The sequence below is a fragment of the Bacillus cereus group sp. MG1 genome, from assembly GCF_040460035.1.
Classification (GTDB): Bacteria; Bacillota; Bacilli; order Bacillales; family Bacillaceae_G; genus Bacillus_A; species Bacillus_A cereus.
On sequence record NZ_JARVGY010000001.1, the window covers coordinates 2,122,737 to 2,139,195 of the forward strand.

The window sequence follows — 16,459 nt, forward strand, 5'->3', positions numbered from 1 at the left end:
GAACCTTTTATTTTAGTGAATGATTTTACTTCCTTTTGCATTCTCAACAAATTTTTCACTTGATTTGTTAATTGGTGTTTTCAGTAATAACGCAGCAACAATCATAACTACTACGAAAGCACTTAACACAAGTAAATCTCGCGTTACGATATCCCAAAGCATTCCACCAACTGTTTCACGAATTGCGCTAATTGCGTATGTGAATGGTAAGAACGGATAAATCGCTTGGAAGAACGCTGGTGTCATTTGGATTGGGAATGTTCCGCCCGATCCTGCTACTTGTAGTACAAGTAAAATAATCGCCATCGATTTCCCAACGTTTCCGAAAATAGAAACGAGTGAGTATACGATACAAACGAAGACTCCACCAATAAATAAACTAAATAACACAAACCAGAACTTATCGACTACGTACGTACCGAGTAAGAATATATCTCCCATCGATACGATAAACGCTTGTGAAAGACCTATCGTTAAGAATGTTAATAAACGTCCGAAGTAAATTTCATGGCTCTTATAATTCGCGCCCTCTTCGTGTACTTCTACCGTTAATAATGAAACCATTAATAATGCGCCTACCCATAATGCAAGCACTGTATAGAATGGTGACATCGCTGAACCGTAGTTCGGCATCGCAAATAATTTATTTTCTTTTAAATTTACTGGATTCGCAAAGTAATCACTTTGCTTCTCAACATCGTTTTTCAATAAGCGTATGATGTCTTTTAAATCCTCTTCAGATTCAAAATCACGAATTTTATCTGCTAATTCTTTAATCTTTTTCTCAGTAGCTGGCATTTCAGCTTTAATGTCTGCTAATTTCTTTTTACCATCTACTAAACCTTTTGATGAATCTTCTAGTAATTTTTTAACATCTGGAAGCTTTTTGTCTGCCTCTTTTAAAATTTGAGATGTATTTTTAGACATCTCTTTTGTGCGAGCAATTGCTGCATTGAAATTTGGAGTGATTTCTGAGTCATATTTAGCTAAAATGTCACCAATTTGGCCCGAAACACTTTTAGACACTTGATTAATACTTTCAATAACATCAGCTGCTGGTTTTTGACCTTTATTAATAGCGTCAATTCCTTTATCAGTTAAATCCATTCCTTTTTGCAAACCATCTTTTGCTTTATTTAACTTAGAAATTGTACCATTAAGATTTTTATCACTATTCACATCAGCTAACACTTTATTTGTACTTTCCAGAACTGGAATCATGTCATTAACTAAATTCCAACTTGCTTTGAACTGCCCATTCAAATCATTTAAGGCTACTTTTGTAGAATCTAATCCGTTAACACCTTTGTTACTTAAGTCTTCTCTTGCTTTTTCAAGCTCCGTTTTTAATCTACTGTAATCATTTACAGCTTTATCATATTTCTCTCTACCATTGTTTAATATCTCATTAGCCTTATTTATATCTTGATTTAAATTGCCTCTAAGCTGCTGTGCATTTTCTTGCGCATTTTCAGCCTTACTTTTCAGTTGCTCAGCTGTACTTACTGCTTTTTCAAAATCAGCTACAAACGTTGCATTATAATCCTTTTCAGCTTGATTTACTAAATTATTTACTGCATCTAATTTTTGATTTACAGCATCTCGCACATCTTGTTTAACTTCTTGTCCGGAACTAATTAAATCTCCTACATGCTTAACCCTATTGTTAGCGTCCACCATAGAATTTTTAAGCACCGTTAAACTTTCCACTCTGTTTCCAAAGAACTGTTTACCGAATTCCGTGGAAGCTGATTCCTTGAAAGCTGTAAAGAAATCAATCAAATATGAAACACTATCGATACGCTCTTGGAGGAGCTTTGAAGCATCCTGCACATTTTTCTGTGCTACAGCTGGATCCACGCCTTTATTTTGAAGGCCATCCATAACACTCTTTACATATGCCGTTCCAACACGAGTAGAATTGAAAACAGTGTTTACAGTTTGATCAATATTTTTAGCAATATTTTTATACCCTTCACCATTCACTTGTGGTAATGCTGGAATCTCTGGTATTTGTGGAATAGTTATATTAGGTAAGACTGGTAATTTAGCTGGATCTGGCAATGTCAGATTAAAGTCAAATGCCGGATTTTTTAAGTAATCCGTAATTTTCGCTGCAGCATCCAATCCCTGCTGCATTACTGTTAAATTATTTTTAATAGTTCCCGGAGCGCGATTCAATGTTTCATCATTTCTCGCAAAGAATTTATCTAAATTCCCTAACGCCTCTTGCCCATCATTCATAACACTCTCTACAACCGGCAACTCTTTTTGCGCTACTTTCACAACATCTTCTGCTCGAGTTGCATCATCTAACGCCTTATCCATAAGTGTATTCATTTCTGGGAACTGCGCTTCTAACTTAAATACAAGATCTTTTACTTTTTCGATACTTGGTAAGTTTGTTTCTAAATCGATTCCAAGGTCATTGAAAATTTTAAAAATCTCACCGTTTGCTGTTTTTACAAAGTTTTTACTAATTTCTTCTGTAATACCTGATGCACCTTTTGCTGTAATCTTCGGTGCAATCGCGTTTACTTTTTCATTCACATAGTAATCCAGTTCTGGTTTTTTCGGATTTTCATCCAGAACAGTTGCAATTTTTTCAGAGAAGTCTTTTGGAATCGTAATACTTGCATAATAATCCCCACGCTCAACTCCGTAAATTGCTTGTTTTTCATCTACAAATTTCCAGCCAAGATTTTTGTTTTTCTTAAGGGAGTCTACAATCTCTTTCCCGATATTAATATCTTTCCCTCTTAAATTAGAACCTGCATCTTGGTTGGAAACTGCAATGGGAACCTCTTTTGTATTTCCATATGGATCCCAAGAAGCTTTAATGTTAAACCATGCATATAACGATGGTAAAATCATTAATCCTAAAACAATAACAATTGCAGCCCAATGTTTGGCTACATTCCGTAAATCTGTCTTATAAATACGCCAAATTTGTTTCATAGAAGTTATCACCTAATTATATATTTTTCCTTCTTTAGAAAATGATACATGCATTTTGCAATTATATCACTTTCTACATCGTGTATTAACCAAAAACGTACTATTTTTTCCCATTAACTTTCACTTACTTCATTATATAACGAAGTGAGTCAAAGTATGAATACAAAATGACCAAATCGGTTTTACATTCAATAATAACAAATATATATGAAATGTCATAAAAAATACAAGTATTTTCTCTTGGAAATACTTGTATTCCTAAAAAAAATCCTCACAGCTTTTATTCTCTGTGAGGATTTCTTCTATTATATATCCAATTGAACCTCTACACCGAAATGATCTGAAATTACATTTCTGTTTGTACCATTAAAAATAACTTTTGAAGAATGAACTTTTTTACTTTGGTTACACAATATTAGATCGATTCGCAAATTATGTTTATTTTCATCCCAACCAGCAATCTCACCTTGGACAGTCGTTCCTTCATCCTTCTCTATTGCTAATTCATATGTGTCATACAACCCTTTTTGCATCATATACTCATAACCTTCGCCTTCCAACCGAGCATTGTTATTAAAATCCCCCATTAAGAAGGCGAGCTTATTGCTATCTACACGCTCCATCAAACGATCAACTTGACCTTTGAATGACTCTTCTTCATCATTCCACCAACCGAGATGGCAAGAGTAAAACGTTATATCCTTACCATTATAAGCAATTGTTGTACTTACAATTTTACGTGTTTTCCAATACGTTGTATCCTCGTTTTCTGAAATGAAGAACGTATCTTCTTTTATAATATTATGCTTCGTTATAATCGCTAATCCTTCTTCATACACGTCATAACCAATATGAGAGAAATCCCAAGTAATATTGTAATCTTTTACATGTAGCGCTTTTAACTCTTCTAATAGTAAAAGTCCAAAATTATCTTCTTTCTTGTTACCGCATACATTTTCAGCTTGTATGGACTGACTTACTTCTTGCAATGCGATGACATCGTACTCTTCTTCTTGAATTACTTTAGCAAGGTATTGTATCTTTTCTATTTGATTCTCTTCTTGCCAAGAATGACAGTTTAAAGTTAGCAATTTCATATTATTACGCACCTAACATATCTTGAATGTCTGACTTTAATACGTCAGCTTTCGGACCATATACCGCTTGTACACCTTTATCTTTTACAATAAGCCCTAGAGCACCATTTTGTTTCCACTGTGCTTCTGGTGCAACAACATCTAAATCTTTTACTGTTACACGTAAGCGCGTCATACAAGCATCTACGTCAGCAATATTTTCTTTTCCACCTAATAAATCGATAACTTTTGTTGCTAGTGAACCGTCTTTTACATTTCCTGTTCCTTCTGATGCCTCATCTTCATTATCAATATAGTTACCTGCACGCCCTGGTGTTGGTAAATTGAATTTTTTAATTAAGAAATTAAATAGTGTAAAGTTAAGACCGAAGAACACTAATGAAACAATAACAAAGTTGATTAAGTCTCTTGTTAAACCTGCGTTAACCATCATTGGTGTACGAGTAATTAACTCAATAAATCCAAATGCATGAACACGTAAGTTAATTAAATCAGCTAGCGCGAATGCAAGTCCTGTTGTAATAGCATATACAACATATAATACTGGAGCAATAAACATGAACATGAATTCAATTGGTTCTGTTACACCTGTTAAGAATACTGCTAATGCTGCTGATAAAAACATTGGTTTATATTTTGCACGCTTTTCTTTATCAACGTTACGGAACATCGCAAATGCAATCCCCATTAACGCTGCTGTTGAGCCGATAACTTGTCCAGCTTTGAAACGAGCTGGTACAACGTTATTTAATAAATCGTTATATGCCTTCGTATCTCCATTTGCTAGTAAATTATTTAAATCTGTAATCCATGCAAGCCATAATGGATCTTGTCCTGCTACAACTTGTCCAACTTTTGAACCAGTTAGCATCGTATATGTTCCGCCTAGCTCTGTATAGTTCATCGGAATCGTTAACATATGGTGTAAACCAAATGGTAATAATAAACGCTCTAACGTTCCATATACAAACGGTGCAACAACTGGTGCACTATCTTTTGAAGCTGCAATCCAGCGACCAAATTCATTTAACCCACTTTGGATGAATGGCCATAGAAGTGATAATACAATCGCAGTAACTGTAGACCAAAGAATTACAACGAATGGTACAAATCGTTTTCCATTAAAGAATGCTAATGCCTGTGGCAGTTTATTATAGTTATAATATTTGTTATATAAAGTAGCTCCTAAGAAACCTGTGATAATCCCTACGAACACTCCCATGTTTAATGCGGGTGCACCAAGTACAGAAGTAAAGTAATCTTTTACAATTAAATCTCCCGCTATTACTGAAGAAACTTTCGCTTTTGAATCCGCTAACATTTCAGCGTTTACCCCAAATATAGCTCCTGTAATTCGGTTTGTTAAGACGAATGCTAATAGCGCTGCAAATGCACCACCCGCGCGATCTTTCGCCCAAGATCCCCCAATTGCTACTGCGAATAAGATGTGTAGATTTGTAATGATTGCCCAACCGATGTCTTCCATTACGCGAGCGATTGTATGAACTGCGTTAACATCCCCAGCAGACATACCAATTAACTTACCGATGGAAATCATTAAACCAGCTGCTGGCATTACAGCTACAACAACTAATAAAGCTTTCCCGAACTTTTGCCAAAAATCAAAAGACGTAATTTTCATCTGTTCTTCCTCCCCTTTATTTATAACAACATAATGATTTAAATTATAATTTCTGTTCCCTTTATGAAAACGATTCCTTATATTACTTTATTTTTATCTTTGCGCAACCGTTTTCATAAATCTATTTTAATAAAAGCGTTTTCACTTTGCAATAGAAATTTATTTTTTTCATAAAAAAAGATGCTCAAAGAGCATCCTTTTTTATTATGAAATGCGATAAACCCTTGTTTCATAAGGTTTTAAAGCAATTGTTGTTACTTCTTCATGTTCCGCAACTTCATAGTTATTTAAAAGCAAACGTTTGCGTTTTAGTGCAAATGAACCCTCATTATACACAGCTTCCTCTTTTGAGATATTACTAATTACAATGACTTTTTCATCCTGTAACGTACGTGTATATGCATAAATTTGTGGATCTTCTTCTAAAAGTAAATCGTACGTACCATAGTTCAGTACATCGTGCTCTTTTTTCAGAGCAATCATTTTCTTATAGAAATTGAAAATAGACTTTTCTTCATTTTTTTGCTTCTCAACATTAATTTCTTTGTAATTTGGATTCATGCTAAACCAAGGTGTACTCGTTGTGAAACCAGCATTCATCTCATCATTCCACTGCATAGGTGTACGGGAATTATCGCGGCAAGAAGCCCATATAATCTCCATCATATCTTGATGTGGTACGCCCTCTGCAATTTTCTCGCGATATAAATTTTTAATTGCTACATCATCGTAATCTTCAATATTTGGCAACTGAACATTTGTCATACCAATTTCTTGTCCTTGATAAATAAACGGTGTACCGTGCATAAAGAAATACATCGCTCCTAGAGCTGTTGCACTTTCACGCCAATATTGTTTGTCATCTCCCCATGTTGAAACGATACGTGGTTTATCATGATTCTCAATATATAAAGCGTTCCATCCTTTATTTTCCAATCCTTTTTGCCATTTCGTTAATACTTTTTTCAATCCTACAACATCAAGGTCTTTCTTCTTCTCTGCATCCCATAAACTTAAATGTTCAAACTGGAATACCATATTGAACTTACCTTGCTCTTCTCCAACCCAAAGCTCAGCATCTTCAATCTTAACACCATTTGCTTCACCAACAGTCATAATATCGTACTTAGAGAATGTATTTTCTTTTAGCTCTTCTAATAAAGGTTGAATACCTTTCACATTCATATGTTTATCAAAAGATGGCACATATTTTAACTCTTTTGGATTTGGCATATCCTTGAGGCCTTCTTCTTTTTTAATATGACTGATCGCATCAACGCGGAAACCATCAATACCTTTATCAAGCCACCAATTAACCGTATCATATAGTACTTCGCGAACTTCTTTATTCTCCCAGTTTAAATCTGGTTGTTTACGTGAGAATAGATGTAAATAATATTGTTCTGTTTCTTCATCATATTCCCATGCCGAACCATTAAAAATACTTTCCCAGTTGTTTGGCTCCGCACCATCTTTACCATCATGCCAAATATACCAATCACGCTTCGGATTATCTTTAGATGAACGTGATTCAATAAACCATGGATGTTCATCACTCGTATGATTAATAACTAAATCAATAATAAGCTTCATATCACGCTTATGAACTTCATCTAGTAAAGCATCAAAGTCTGCCATTGTACCAAACTCATCCATAATATCTTGATAATCACTAATATCATAACCATTATCATCATTAGGCGACTTATACATTGGACAAATCCAAATTACATCTATACCTAAATCTTTTAAATAATCCAGTTTTGCAATAATACCTTGTAAATCTCCAATACCATCACCATTTGAATCCATAAAGCTTCGTGGATAAATTTGATAAGCAACCGCTTCTTTCCACCATGTCTTATTCATAGTCATTCTCTCCTTTTGCATCCCATCGGAATTTTTATGCAAACGTTTTCGTAACACTATCATAACAAAATATGAACAGTTTGCAACTGTTTTCATTGAACTCTATGTAGATTCTTTATTCTTATGCTTTATTTATTTCTCACAAAGGTAAATCTCATTCTTCACCTCTTCTTGAAACTGGTAGCCCCTCTCTCTTTATAGAAGAAGTTCCTTATATAAAGGCTGTTGAATTTTTTAATGGCGGTAACATCCCTGAAAATTTCAAGCGCTCTGGTTCCTATGTCTATAAACCTATTCCCCTTAAAGGCATTCAAATCATGCAATACTTTCTTTCTCATGCACCGAATAAAGATGCTAGTATTTGGCATCAATCGCTCATAGGTGCTGTTGAAAATATTTCGCCGAATAAAACGGCTTATTTTCATCGTAAAGCAATTATTGCTCAAGAATACATTACCTCTTGGAAATGCGATGATGAAGAAAATCGAAATATACGCTGGGTTAAAGGTTTACGAGAAAGCTTAGATCCTTATACACTAGGTGACTATGTGAACTGGCCCGATATCGATATTAAAAATTGGCAAACTAGTTATTATGGCTCTAACTTTCACAGATTACGTAAAGTAAAAACCATGTATGATCCTTGTGATGTTTTTCATTTCCAACAAAGTATTCCTCCTTTTCATACATGAAAAAAGGGGATAACATAAAAAAATCATCCAATATACCGTTACCTCGCAGTATGTTGGATGATTCAAGTTGATTTTCTATATCGTTTCAAATTCTTGCTCCTACTCATAAACTTTTACTTACAGATTAATTGTATTTCGTATCATTTTCATGCAATGAATGTAATTTAATATTTGGTACTTTATCTTTTTCAATACCTCTATTATAAGAAACAGGAACTTGAAATTCGAATTGCTTTGTCTCATGTTTTTGTAAATAGACTGGTTTCGGTACTGGATAGCTTTTTGAATTCTCGTTTGCATTATCGTATAAAACAACTTTTAATGCTTGTGAATGATTACGATAATTTTTTAAAGTAACAATGCACTTCGGTTGGATATTCTCTCCATTTTTCTCCATTCTACACTGGCTATCTTCTTTTTTATATTCTATTGCTTCTACCCCTGTTTTTCCTGCGTAGTACCATGTTTTATTCAATGTCTGGAGGATTGTATTTAAAATAAACGGCATCATTACAATCAAAATACTAATGCCTACTACTTTTATCTTATTCGTTTTTCTAAATGTACTAGACTCCTTTTTTCCTAGCCATTTTAAAAATAATATAAATGCAATTACATGTAGTATGAAAGAAACAATCAATATATTTGAGACTTTATAATCCATATAAACATACGTATGTATCGGAACCTTATAGACATTGAATAGTTTTTCCCCAATTAATTCATTATCATTTGGAATTTTTAATAATAACAAAACCCCTATACTGTAACAAATAGCTACTAATCGATCATACTCAATACGAATCATTCTTTCTCCCCTTCACTTTGTATTTTATTATCGATTTTAGCTATTATTACCATACTATACAATCTTTTTATAGAGGATAACGTAAAAAAGTTCCTTATAAATATATAAAGAACCTTATTAATATACACTATGAATTAAAAAATCAATATACAATTTTCACATAGAGATTTCTTCAAAATATGTTGGATCATGTATTGTAATTTTTTTATCTAAAATTGTAACAATGCTATCATTTTTTAATTGTTTTAATACGCTGCTAACTGTCTCTCGAGATGTTCCAGATATTTTAGATATTTCAATTGTTGTAAGTGGACATGAAATTACAATCTTTTCTCCACTCTGTTCTCCTAAATCCTGCATTAAATAATTTAACGTTTGGATAACACGATCTTGTGCATTAGGAATTGTAATATTTTGCACTCGATTTTCGTTCAATTTTAATATAGATGATAATTGCTGAACAACGTACATCAATTGCGTTCTGCTGGACTTTACCATATCTTCAAAGATTACCGTTGGAATATAATATACCTCCACATCCGTCATTGCTTCTGCTGTATAGTTATATCCTGTGTCTGTAAACATACCACCATAAGGAAAAATAGAATATCGCTTCACATAGTCATCGTATAATAAGTTCCCATTTTGATTAACCCGCTCTAACTTTACAAAACCATCTAACATGAAGTAAATTCTTTCTCTTGAATCCCCTTCTAAAAATAAAAATTGACCTTTTTTATAAGTTCGCCAATAAACAAACTCTGTTAAGCCTTTCAATTTTTTTTCTGTTAAATGAGCAAATAATTCGAACTGCTTTAAGTCTTTCACTACGTTCCGTCTATTCATAAAATTCCCTCTCTCTTGCTGTATGTTGGAGCGAAAAAATCAAGAAAGCGTATTCAATTTGAATTTTATCATAATTAACTTACATATTCAGATTTCATCATGAAAACTTTATGAACAATGAGTACAAAAAATATTAATAAATAAAAAGAATGAAGTTACTAACTCCATTCTTTTTTACTACTAAGTAGCGTACATAAGAATTTAAACATACATGCATACATTCTGTTTTGAAATAATAGTACCAGCTTTTTCTTCTAGTGCTTCATATACTTTTTCTAAAGACGTAATAATTGTTTTTCTTTTTGGATTTGTATTAACAAAATTAATAGCAGCTTCAATTTTCGGAAGCATGCTTCCCGCAGCGAATTGTTGTTCTTCAATATATTCTTCTAATTGATTCACTGTGACATGCTCTAATTTTTTTTGATTCGGTTGATTATAATTTACATACACATGATCAACTGCAGTTAAAATAACGAGCGTATCGGCATCTACTAATTCTGCTAATTTCTGTGCAGCGAAATCTTTATCGATAACCGCTTCAGTTCCTTTTAGCCCTTCTTCGAAATCAATTACTGGAATTCCACCTCCGCCAACAGCTATCACTATATTTCCATCTTCGACCAAAGAATTAATCACTTTATGTTCATGAATACTTACAGGCTTCGGTGATGGAACAACACGTCTCCATCCTCTACCAGCATCTTCTTTAAACACTGCTTTTGTTTCATCCATTAATCTTCTGGCCTCTTCTTCTGTATAAAAAGGACCGATTGGTTTAGTTGGATTTTTAAATGCCTCATCTTTTTTATCCACAACAACGCGTGTTATAACCGTTGCTACGTCTTTTTTTATATTCCGTTTTTTCAATGCCTTTTCAATCGCATTTTCCATCCAATATCCAATCATTCCTTGGCTCATTGCCCCACAAGTATCTAATGGCATTGCAGGTGTCTTTTCCGTTTCTGCAGCTTTTTGCTGTAATAAAATATTCCCCACTTGTGGGCCATTTCCATGCGCAATTACTATATCCACATCATTTTCCATTATTTTCACAAGTTGTTCTGCCGTTTTTTCCAACGCTTCTTGCTGCGCTCCCGCAGTAGCTTCTCCAGACTGTATCGCATTTCCCCCTAGTGCAACTACAATTTTTCTTCGTGCCATATTCCAGCCCTCCAGTTGATTTCGCTTTCACAGCGCTTTATAAAGTAATACTGCCTGTAATTAATCCATAAATCGCAAAGAATGCTAAAGCACCAATTGCTACGGATGATGCTAATTCCACTCGAGTAAATATTTGCTTCGAACTCTTTTGCTTTTGAACATTGTAAAAAATAAAAATACCTGGCGCATATAAAGTCATTGTTAATAATAAATACTCTAAACCAGCTGCATAAACTAGCCACACGCCATAAATACTGGCTATCAAGCCAATTATTATATTTTTATTTCGATCTGCTTCTTCAGACTTTAAGCTATGCTTCAGTTGATAAAACGCTGAAAAAGCATATGGGATTAAAATAGCTGAAGATGCTAAAGAGAATGCAAAGTTATACGCCTGATCAGAAACGACGAATGTTAACAAGAACATTTGTATTAAACCATTTGTTATCCATAATGAATTTACTGGAGCCTTATTTTTATTTTCTTTTGCAAACCATTTTGGAAATACTCCATCTTTAGCCGCTAAATATGGAATTTCAGAAGCGAGCAAAGTCCAACCTAACCAAGCACCTAATACAGAGATGACCAAACCTAAATTAATAAAAATAGCACCCCATTTTCCAACAACACTTTCAAATAAATAAGCCATAGCCGGATTTTTCAAACCTGCAATATCTGCTTGCTGCATAAGTCCAAGAGACAATAATGTGATTAAAATATAAATGATGAGTGTACCAATTAAGCCAATAACGGTTGCTTTCCCTACATCACTTCTATTTTTTGCTCGACTGGATAAAACAACAGCCCCTTCTACCCCAATAAATACCCATAAAGTTACAAGCATTGTACTTTTAACTTGGCTGCCAACTGCTCCCCATGAAAAAGAACCAGTTTGCCCCCAAAATCCATCTAAGAACGTATCAATATGAAACGCGAAGATTCCTATGACAATAAATACAAATACAGGTACTAATTTTGCGATTGTAGTTACTAAATTCACAAGTGCTGCTGATTGAACTCCACGTAAAATTAACATGTGAACACACCATAATAATACGCTTGCACCAATAATGGACGCTACATTTTGCCCGCCTTCAAAGATTGGGAAGAAATATCCTAATGAAGAAAACAATAATGTACCGTAAGCTACATTCCCAAGCCAAGCAGATAGCCAGTATCCCCACGCACTATTAAATCCCATAAAATTACCAAATCCTGCTTTTGCATAGCTAAAAATACCACCATCTAAATCTGGCCGTTTTACAGTTAGATTTTGAAAAGATAATCCAAGTGCAATCATCCCAATTCCTGTTATAACCCAGCCAATAATAATGGCTCCAGCACCAGCACCTTTTGCCATATCACTCGCTAAATTAAAGGCTCCACCGCCAATCATAGACCCAACTACAAGAGCCGTTAGTGTAAACAACCCTAATTTCTTATCTTCACCCATTCCACTCACCTCTCTTAAATTGCAATAACAATACAAAAGCAATAGTGAATGATAGTGTCTAAAGGAGGAGAAAGAAGAAAGGAAGACTCCCTTTCTTCTTTACTCCATATTTCCTAAAGTAGCTGCCATAACCGCTTTAATTGTATGCATTCTATTTTCAGCTTGATCAAATACTTTTGAATGTTTACTGCGGAATACTTCGTCAGTTACCTCCATTTCTTTCAACCCATATTTCTCATAAACTTCTTCGCCATACATCGTTTCAACATCATGAAATGCAGGTAAACAATGTAAGAAAATCACGTTTTCATTCCCTGTTGCTTTAATCATTTTCATATTTACTTGATAAGGTTTCAATAACTCGACACGTTCAGCAAATTTTTCTTCTTCCCCCATAGACACCCATACATCTGTATAAATTACATCTGCATTCGCAACAGCTTCTTCCACATTACTTGTTATCATTACCTGTTCATTATATTTTTTTGCTAAATCAATTACTTCTTGTGCAGGCCATAAAGATTCCGGTGTACAAATACATACATCCATTCCAACGATTGCTCCACCAACTAGTAAGCTATTAGCAACATTATTTCGTCCATCGCCAACGTAAACGAGCTTCACATTTTTCAATTTCCCTAGATGTTCTCTAATTGTTAATAAATCTGCTAGTGTTTGTGTTGGATGCCACATATCTGTTAATCCATTCCAAACCGGTACACCAGAATTTTGTGCTAAAGATTCTACGGTTTCATGATGAAATCCACGAAACTCAATTCCGTCAAACATACGCCCTAACACTTTTGCTGTATCCTCTACAGATTCTTTTTTCCCAAGTTGAATATCACCTTTCCCTAAATATTCAGGATTTGCCCCTAAATCTGTACATGCTACTGTAAATGCACAACGCGTACGAGTAGAAGTTTTTTCAAATAAAAGCGCTACATTTTTACCTTCTAAATAATGATGCGGAATACCATTTTTCTTTTTCTCTTTTAATTCTGCTGCCAAATCTAGAAAATATAACAATTCTTCTTGTGTAAAATCTTTTTCTGCTAGAAAGCTTCTTCCTTTTAAATTTGGTCTAGTCATTAACATAATTCATCCCTACTTTCTCCGTTATTTATACTAAATATCTTTACGAACAATTGGCATACTCATGCAACGTGGACCCCCACGACCACGAGATAATTCCGAACTTAGAACCTCAATCACTTCTATACCGTGTTCCCGTAATAACGTATTAGATACATAGTTGCGATCATATGTAACAACTACACCTGGCGCGATTGCTAATGTGTTCGAGCCATCATTCCATTGTTCACGAGCAGAAGCAATTACATCTCCTCCTCCACATGGAATAAGAACTAATTCACTTAAGCCTAATACCTCTTTTAATGCTTCCATTAAAGACGTACGATGTGTAATTTTAAGAGTTTCCTCATCTGATCCTTTTTCTAAAATATAAATATTCATATTCCCTTTTGGTCCTTGAATGGCTGGGTGAATTGTAAACTTGTCATAGTCAACCATTGTAAATACTGTATCTAAATGCATAAATGCTCGACATTTTGGAATTTCTATTGCTAACACTTTCTTAATTTTATTTTGTCGGCTAAAGAGATTTTTAGCTAAACGTTCAATTGCTTTAGCTGAAGTACGAGCAGATACTCCAATCGCAATTGTTTCTTCATTTAAAATTAGCTCGTCGCCACCTTCAATTGGAAATTTATAATCACGATCTAACCAGATTGGTACATTATGTTTTGCAAATCTTGGATGATATTTAATGATGTACTCCATGAATAATGATTCACGTCTACGCGCTGGTTCTCTCATCTTATTTATCGTTAAGCCATCGCCCACGCTAGCTGCTGGATCACGAGTAAAATATAAATTAGGCATTGGATCTAAGTAAAACGGATAGTGATCTTCCATTAATTCATATAAATGTGTCTTCTTACTTGTTTCAATTTCGTTTTTCCGTACACCACCCATAATTTTTTGAATTAATTCTTCATTTGAAAAGGAAAGTAAATATTCTTTTAAAGTTTGATGTGCAACATTTACGTCGGCCTGTCCTTCTTTTAAAATACGATCAACAAATTCTTCTCGAAGTTTTTTATCTACTAACGCCTCAGCGGCTAGTTTTTCTAAATAAAGAACTTCAACACCCCGATTGCGTAACGTTTGTGCAAAATAATCATGCTCTTTTTGAATAATTGGTAAGTATGGAATATCGTCAAATAATAATTGCTGCAAATAATCTGGCGTCAAGTTTTCCACTTCTTTACCCGGTCGTTTTAATAAAACCGTTTGTAATTCCCCAATTTCTGAAGTAACATGTATCGGATGTTTCATTTGTTGTACCTCCTTTTAAATATGTTTGATGTCTTACAAGTACATAATAAATGCTCTACACTTTCATCTTTGTGAAAGTATCCACATTATCATTGTGAAATATTAAACAAGTTATTTTTTTAAAATCATACGAATATGTATTTTTATAACAAACTATCTCGCTTTCTCAATAAAAAATACATATATTACGCATATATGTTGAATATTTAACTTCCGTATTTAAACAAAAATCCTGTTTTTAATTTTATTAAAAACAGGATTTTTGCATCTAAATAATTAAATTTAATCTTTCTTCTATAATCTCCCTATCTGATTTCGACTGTGAAATTATAAGGCATGTATCATTTCCGCATATACATCCTATTTTTTCTTTCCAATCTAACTCATCAAATAAAACACCAATAACATGTGCATTACCAGGTAATGTTTTAATAACCATTAATTGATCTACACAATCAATTTTTACAACCACTTCTCGTAATTTTTTCTTTAACTTTATATCAGTTTGTACATGCTCTTCTGAGAAAACTTTATATATCATTAATCCTTCTTGAGAAGGTACCTTCGTTAAGTTTAACTCACGAATATCGCGAGAAACCGTAGCTTGTGTTACTAATACATCTTTTTTTGCTAACAATTCTACTAATCTTTCTTGCTTATCTATTTCATACTCCTTTACAAATTGTTTAATTAACCGTTGTCTTTTTTCTTTTTTCATAAAAGACACCCCTTTTAATATTATAGCTCGCTATAATTTTCATCCGAAAGGGACAGAAAAGAATGTTGCGGAAACGTTCATAGTTTAACTGTAAATATTAAATCAAGCTAAATAAAAAAGAGAAGAACAGCATTCTGTTCTTCCTTTTACATTGAAAATCGTTCAATTGTTTGTTTCAAGTCAGTTGCTTGCTTCTCTAAATCCTTTAATAATTGATCGATTACTATCATATTTTTAGACTGTTGTAGCGTCACACGCGCCACTTCTTGCGAACCAGCTGACGTTTCTTCAGCAATTGCTGCTACAGCTTTTGTTTGTGCTCCTGTTTGATGAATGTGGCTCACTTGTTCATTCATATAACTACTAATTTGCTGAGTTGCATCGGCTACTTCCATAACACTTGATGACATTTCTTTTAAAATTAATTCCGTAGCTTCCCCACGTTTCGCCTCTTCTTTAGCTATTTTCACTTGTTCTGTCATTTTCATTGCAACTTGTTGTACTTCATCTTGCATATTCCGTAATAACTGCGATATGTTTCTTGCAGAATGATCACTTTCATCAGCAAGTTTCCGTACTTCTTCCGCAACAACCGCAAAGCCTCTTCCATGCTCTCCTGCGCGAGCTGCCTCAATAGAAGCATTTAGTGCTAATAAATTCGTTTGGCTAGCAATCGCACTCACAACAGACACAATATGTTCTACTTGTTTCATTCGTTCTTCTAACTTCTGTACATTTTGCATTGAATCTTCATTTTCTTTTGCCAATGTTTGAATACCTTGAATTAAAGACGTAAAGACACGAGTACTATGCCCTAAAGCTTCAACCATTTCTGAAGACAATGTATCAGA

Annotated in this window: 11 protein-coding genes and 2 pseudogenes; 1 reads left to right on the plus strand and 12 read right to left on the minus strand. The window is 34.0% G+C overall.

Going from position 1 to position 16,459, the window contains the following annotated elements; translation table 11 throughout:
• Window positions 1-12: 12 nt before the first annotated feature.
• The 4 genes from QCI79_RS10980 to QCI79_RS10995 form a co-directional block, all read right to left on the minus strand.
• The gene (locus QCI79_RS10980) at window positions 13-2,958 is read right to left on the minus strand and encodes a YhgE/Pip domain-containing protein (protein WP_000810092.1); all 2,946 of its coding nucleotides are present in this window, start codon (window positions 2,956-2,958) and stop codon (window positions 13-15) included.
• A 305-nt stretch (window positions 2,959-3,263) separates the two neighbouring features.
• Window positions 3,264-4,055, minus strand: coding sequence for an endonuclease/exonuclease/phosphatase family protein (locus tag QCI79_RS10985; protein WP_000771987.1), 792 nt, complete (start codon window positions 4,053-4,055; stop codon window positions 3,264-3,266).
• Between the two features lie 4 nt (window positions 4,056-4,059).
• Window positions 4,060-5,697: a PTS transporter subunit IIBC gene (locus QCI79_RS10990; RefSeq protein WP_000705559.1), complete on the minus strand. Its 1,638-nt coding sequence runs from the start codon at window positions 5,695-5,697 to the stop codon at window positions 4,060-4,062.
• Between the two features lie 204 nt (window positions 5,698-5,901).
• Window positions 5,902-7,566, minus strand: a complete 1,665-nt coding sequence (locus QCI79_RS10995; RefSeq protein WP_001044704.1) for a glycoside hydrolase family 13 protein — start codon at window positions 7,564-7,566, stop codon at window positions 5,902-5,904.
• 155 nt (window positions 7,567-7,721) lie between these two features.
• Here QCI79_RS10995 and QCI79_RS11000 point away from each other — a divergent pair.
• A pseudogene (locus QCI79_RS11000) lies at window positions 7,722-8,258 on the plus strand (BBE domain-containing protein); the annotation flags it as partial.
• A 124-nt stretch (window positions 8,259-8,382) separates the two neighbouring features.
• Here the strand turns inward: QCI79_RS11000 and QCI79_RS11005 are convergent.
• From QCI79_RS11005 to QCI79_RS34995, 8 genes and pseudogenes are all read right to left on the minus strand, one after another.
• Window positions 8,383-9,066 carry a hypothetical protein gene (locus QCI79_RS11005; RefSeq protein ID WP_000619194.1) on the minus strand — a complete coding sequence of 228 codons (684 nt, stop codon included), beginning with the start codon at window positions 9,064-9,066 and terminating at the stop codon, window positions 8,383-8,385.
• Window positions 9,067-9,222: 156 nt separating this feature from the next.
• Window positions 9,223-9,912: a Crp/Fnr family transcriptional regulator gene (locus tag QCI79_RS11010; RefSeq protein ID WP_021728708.1), complete on the minus strand. Its 690-nt coding sequence runs from the start codon at window positions 9,910-9,912 to the stop codon at window positions 9,223-9,225.
• A 201-nt stretch (window positions 9,913-10,113) separates the two neighbouring features.
• Window positions 10,114-11,076: a carbamate kinase gene (gene arcC / locus QCI79_RS11015; RefSeq protein WP_021728707.1), complete on the minus strand. Its 963-nt coding sequence runs from the start codon at window positions 11,074-11,076 to the stop codon at window positions 10,114-10,116.
• 37 nt (window positions 11,077-11,113) lie between these two features.
• Window positions 11,114-12,529, minus strand: a complete 1,416-nt coding sequence (gene arcD / locus QCI79_RS11020; protein WP_000503399.1) for an arginine-ornithine antiporter — start codon at window positions 12,527-12,529, stop codon at window positions 11,114-11,116.
• Window positions 12,530-12,628: 99 nt separating this feature from the next.
• On the minus strand, window positions 12,629-13,627 hold the full coding sequence (argF, locus tag QCI79_RS11025; protein WP_000930287.1) for an ornithine carbamoyltransferase: 999 nt from the start codon (window positions 13,625-13,627) through the stop codon (window positions 12,629-12,631).
• A gap of 30 nt (window positions 13,628-13,657) precedes the next feature.
• Complete coding sequence (arcA, locus tag QCI79_RS11030) at window positions 13,658-14,890, minus strand: arginine deiminase (protein WP_000682331.1); 1,233 nt, start codon at window positions 14,888-14,890, stop codon at window positions 13,658-13,660.
• A gap of 268 nt (window positions 14,891-15,158) precedes the next feature.
• Entirely contained in the window at window positions 15,159-15,608 is a 450-nt protein-coding gene (argR, locus tag QCI79_RS11035) for an arginine repressor (RefSeq protein ID WP_000711827.1), read from the minus strand.
• A gap of 146 nt (window positions 15,609-15,754) precedes the next feature.
• Window positions 15,755-16,327, minus strand: a pseudogene (locus tag QCI79_RS34995) (methyl-accepting chemotaxis protein); the annotation flags it as partial.
• Window positions 16,328-16,459: the final 132 nt, after the last annotated feature.

What these genes read in the sequence shown, in the direction of transcription:
- arcD (WP_000503399.1), bottom strand. Translation starts at nt 12,529, where the DNA reads ATGGGTGAAGATAAGAAATTAGGGTTGTTTACACTAACGGCTCTTGTA.
- arcA (WP_000682331.1), bottom strand. Translation starts at nt 14,890, where the DNA reads ATGAAACATCCGATACATGTTACTTCAGAAATTGGGGAATTACAAACG.
- QCI79_RS10990 (WP_000705559.1), bottom strand. Translation starts at nt 5,697, where the DNA reads ATGAAAATTACGTCTTTTGATTTTTGGCAAAAGTTCGGGAAAGCTTTA.
- argF (WP_000930287.1), bottom strand. Translation starts at nt 13,627, where the DNA reads ATGTTAATGACTAGACCAAATTTAAAAGGAAGAAGCTTTCTAGCAGAA.
- arcC (WP_021728707.1), bottom strand. Translation starts at nt 11,076, where the DNA reads ATGGCACGAAGAAAAATTGTAGTTGCACTAGGGGGAAATGCGATACAG.
- QCI79_RS10985 (WP_000771987.1), bottom strand. Translation starts at nt 4,055, where the DNA reads ATGAAATTGCTAACTTTAAACTGTCATTCTTGGCAAGAAGAGAATCAA.
- QCI79_RS11005 (WP_000619194.1), bottom strand. Translation starts at nt 9,066, where the DNA reads ATGATTCGTATTGAGTATGATCGATTAGTAGCTATTTGTTACAGTATA.
- QCI79_RS11010 (WP_021728708.1), bottom strand. Translation starts at nt 9,912, where the DNA reads ATGAATAGACGGAACGTAGTGAAAGACTTAAAGCAGTTCGAATTATTT.
- argR (WP_000711827.1), bottom strand. Translation starts at nt 15,608, where the DNA reads ATGAAAAAAGAAAAAAGACAACGGTTAATTAAACAATTTGTAAAGGAG.
- QCI79_RS10995 (WP_001044704.1), bottom strand. Translation starts at nt 7,566, where the DNA reads ATGAATAAGACATGGTGGAAAGAAGCGGTTGCTTATCAAATTTATCCA.
- QCI79_RS10980 (WP_000810092.1), bottom strand. Translation starts at nt 2,958, where the DNA reads ATGAAACAAATTTGGCGTATTTATAAGACAGATTTACGGAATGTAGCC.